The sequence below is a fragment of the bacterium genome, assembly GCA_040753085.1.
In the GTDB taxonomy this organism is placed as follows: domain Bacteria; phylum UBA9089; class JASEGY01; order JASEGY01; family JASEGY01; genus JASEGY01.
The window spans coordinates 1-2,664 of record JBFMHI010000229.1; the positions used below are offsets into that span (position 1 = coordinate 1).

At 45.6% G+C, this 2,664-nt stretch carries 4 protein-coding genes; 1 reads left to right on the forward strand and 3 read right to left on the reverse strand.

Annotated elements, in window-relative coordinates:
• Window positions 1-439: 439 nt before the first annotated feature.
• The gene (locus AB1797_13865; GenBank protein ID MEW5768673.1) at window positions 440-865 is read right to left on the reverse strand and encodes a hypothetical protein; all 426 of its coding nucleotides are present in this window, start codon (window positions 863-865) and stop codon (window positions 440-442) included.
• A gap of 387 nt (window positions 866-1,252) precedes the next feature.
• On the opposite strand from AB1797_13865, the gene AB1797_13870 reads away from it, so the two are divergent.
• Window positions 1,253-1,378 carry a GxxExxY protein gene (locus AB1797_13870; GenBank protein ID MEW5768674.1) on the forward strand — a complete coding sequence of 42 codons (126 nt, stop codon included), beginning with the start codon at window positions 1,253-1,255 and terminating at the stop codon, window positions 1,376-1,378.
• A 148-nt stretch (window positions 1,379-1,526) separates the two neighbouring features.
• Here the strand turns inward: AB1797_13870 and sppA are convergent, their stop codons facing one another.
• Together sppA and AB1797_13880 are read right to left on the reverse strand one after the other, a co-directional pair.
• Entirely contained in the window at window positions 1,527-2,393 is an 867-nt protein-coding gene (sppA, locus tag AB1797_13875; GenBank protein ID MEW5768675.1) for a signal peptide peptidase SppA, read from the reverse strand.
• A gap of 3 nt (window positions 2,394-2,396) precedes the next feature.
• The gene (locus AB1797_13880; GenBank protein ID MEW5768676.1) at window positions 2,397-2,558 is read right to left on the reverse strand and encodes a Trm112 family protein; all 162 of its coding nucleotides are present in this window, start codon (window positions 2,556-2,558) and stop codon (window positions 2,397-2,399) included.
• Between the last annotated feature and the right edge of the window lie 106 nt (window positions 2,559-2,664).

Below are 2,664 nucleotides of genomic sequence, written 5' to 3' on the forward strand. Positions count from 1 at the left end.
TGGCGAACCTTGTTGGACTACCCACCGCTCCAATAGATAACACACTGCCAACTCTACCGTTTTGCTTTTCCAACCTCGGGGCTTCCTCCGAGGCGTTACCGGTTGCTTGTGGTAGAGACAAAACTGCGCTGTGCTCTAAAAGTGTAAACCGATCTCTCCCTTCTCAAGTAGCGATTTGAAACGATGCCGAAATTAATTAAGCCCCGCAGGGGCGAAGGAGAAAATTCGACCTGTGCGAGATCTCTACTGCGAATGAGAAAACCGCTTCTATTCTCTGGGCAACCACAGGGGGTTGTCCCTACTATTTATCTCCCAGTATCCAAAGATGGCAAGTCGCTGCAGTCTATAGTCCTATCACTGCTTATAATTCTTAACTGCACAGGTCGAAAAATTTATCAAAAAGCATTACAGATTAAATTATTACAAAAGTCCAAGAGACTCACAAAACCCCCACCTGCCTTAACACAGTTGCTAATCTTGGTTCTTGCAAGGCATATTCCTTTAATGCCTTCTCTATTCTTTCTTCCCTTTCCTCAAGCTCCTTTGCCTTTTTGACCGCAGGGGCAAGAGCTGTCCTTCTATCCCAGATGACAAAGCCAATGAGGGCAAACATCCCTGCTAAGATGACATAGAGAAGGTCTTGTAAATTATCTATCCTTGTATTCATCTCCTGTCTTAGATCATCTATCCTTGTATTCATCTCCTGCCTTAGGTCATCTATCCTTGGATTCATCTCCTGCCTTAAGGCTTGCACCTCTTCCTTTACAATCTTCCTTATCTCATCAATATCCTGCTTACTCAAATCTGCATATACAGGGGATACCAAAAACATCACTAATGCTATTACGCTAAAGACCTTTTTCATCCTTTTCCCTCCTCTATGCCTCAGGTGACCTTATAAACCTCCCTGTATTTCTGACCATCTATTTTACGTTATCCCCATACCCTTTGTCAAGAAAAATCGGCATTGTCGGGACGGTTCAAAATCATCCATTTTCTTGTGAAACTTTAGGCGCGGTTAACCTTCCGCAGAAGTAGGGTGGACATTACCCACCAATCTGTTCGCCATCTACGCCTTTTTGGTGGGCGGTGCCCACCCTACCTCTCAGCCGCAAGCTTTCACAGTAAAGTGAACCATCCCGAAAAATCTATTGACAGGCTGACCGAAAATTACAGAAAAGCGTAATCGTTCACCACGGAGACACTGAGACACGGAGAATGATTTTAGAAAAAGTACTTACAGAGCAAATAATTGGGTCAGCAATATGAAGTTTATAGGCATTTAGGCCCTGGCTTATTAGAGTCAGCCTACGAAAAATGCCTTTGCCATGAACTCTATTTGCGTGGTCTAAATTTTGAACGACAAAGGCCTCATTAAGAGACTTGTCCTTTAGATTTTTCTCAGTGTCTCTGTGTCTCCGGGGTGAGGTGAACGGTTACTTCCATCGTTCACTCTACCTACTGTTCAACGTAAGTAGGCCACCAAGCGATTACTGACCTCCCCCGAAATATGGAGAAGATACGCCTCAGTTCCCCCAATAATACATTGCCCCCTCTGTCTTGGGAGAAAAGAGCTTGCTGGTCGCTTCAGAAAATAGTTCTGAAAAAGGAAAGGCCTTCTTTTCACGGATGATCTTTGGCTTTCCTTCAATCCCCACGCGCTTAGCCGCCCACGATATGGCGTCATTCAGATTCCCCAGCCTGTCTACCAAACCTATAGCCAGGGCTTGACGACCAGTGAAGACTTGTCCGTTAGCTAATTTCTTGACTTCACTCTTCTCCATCCCCCTTCCTTCAGCTACCGCTTCCACAAACTGATCATGCACATCGTCAACAAACGCCTGCAAGATATTCCTCTCTTCTTCAGTCATATCTTTGAAAGGAGACCCTATGTCTTTGTAATCACCGCTCTTTATGCCCCCGAATTTAAGCCCTAATTTGTCCATAAGTTCTTTGTAATTTGCCGTGGGTAAAATAACCCCAATACTGCCGGTGATGGTAGAGGGATTAGCAAAGATGGATTCAGCCCCACAGGCAATATAATATCCCCCTGAGGCTCCCAGACTCTCAATGGAGGCAAAGACCCTCTTGCCTTCCTGACGGACTCGCCTTACTTCCTGATATATTTCCTGGGCGGCGGCAGCCATTCCCCCAGGACTGTTAATCCTGAGGACAATCGCGGCTACCGAGGAATCATCCCGGTATTTATGGAGCTTAGAAATAATCGGTTCAGAATCAAGGATGGTTCCTTCCACATCTAAGACCGCTATCCGCCTGGCCCTTGGGATATCACGTCCGACTAAAACCATTAAAGTAAGGGCTTCCAGCACAATCAGAATGGCAAAAAATAGGGCCAGGGTAGCCCCCATCTTGGCTAAAAAATTTTTAAACATTTTTTAATCCCTTTCTGCTTCTTCTTCTAACATAACGGATATTCCGTCCCGTATCGGATATTTCCTGCCACACTGGTTACAGACCAACTTTTGATTGGCCTCATCATAGGTAATATCAGTTTTGCAAACAGGACATGCCAGAATCTCTAAAAGCTCCTGGTCGATCATAATAAACACCTCCTCTTCTCATTTCGGATTGGAATTTAAACTCCGCCATCGCTAACGGCGCGGCGGCTGAGCCGTGCGAGCGGAGGCGAGCTTGCTCGCCGAT

Bases quoted from the DNA above. Each gene is read 5' to 3' on its own strand.
- AB1797_13865 (MEW5768673.1), bottom strand. From the start codon at position 865: ATGAAAAAGGTCTTTAGCGTAATAGCATTAGTGATGTTTTTGGTATCC.
- sppA (MEW5768675.1), bottom strand. From the start codon at position 2,393: ATGTTTAAAAATTTTTTAGCCAAGATGGGGGCTACCCTGGCCCTATTT.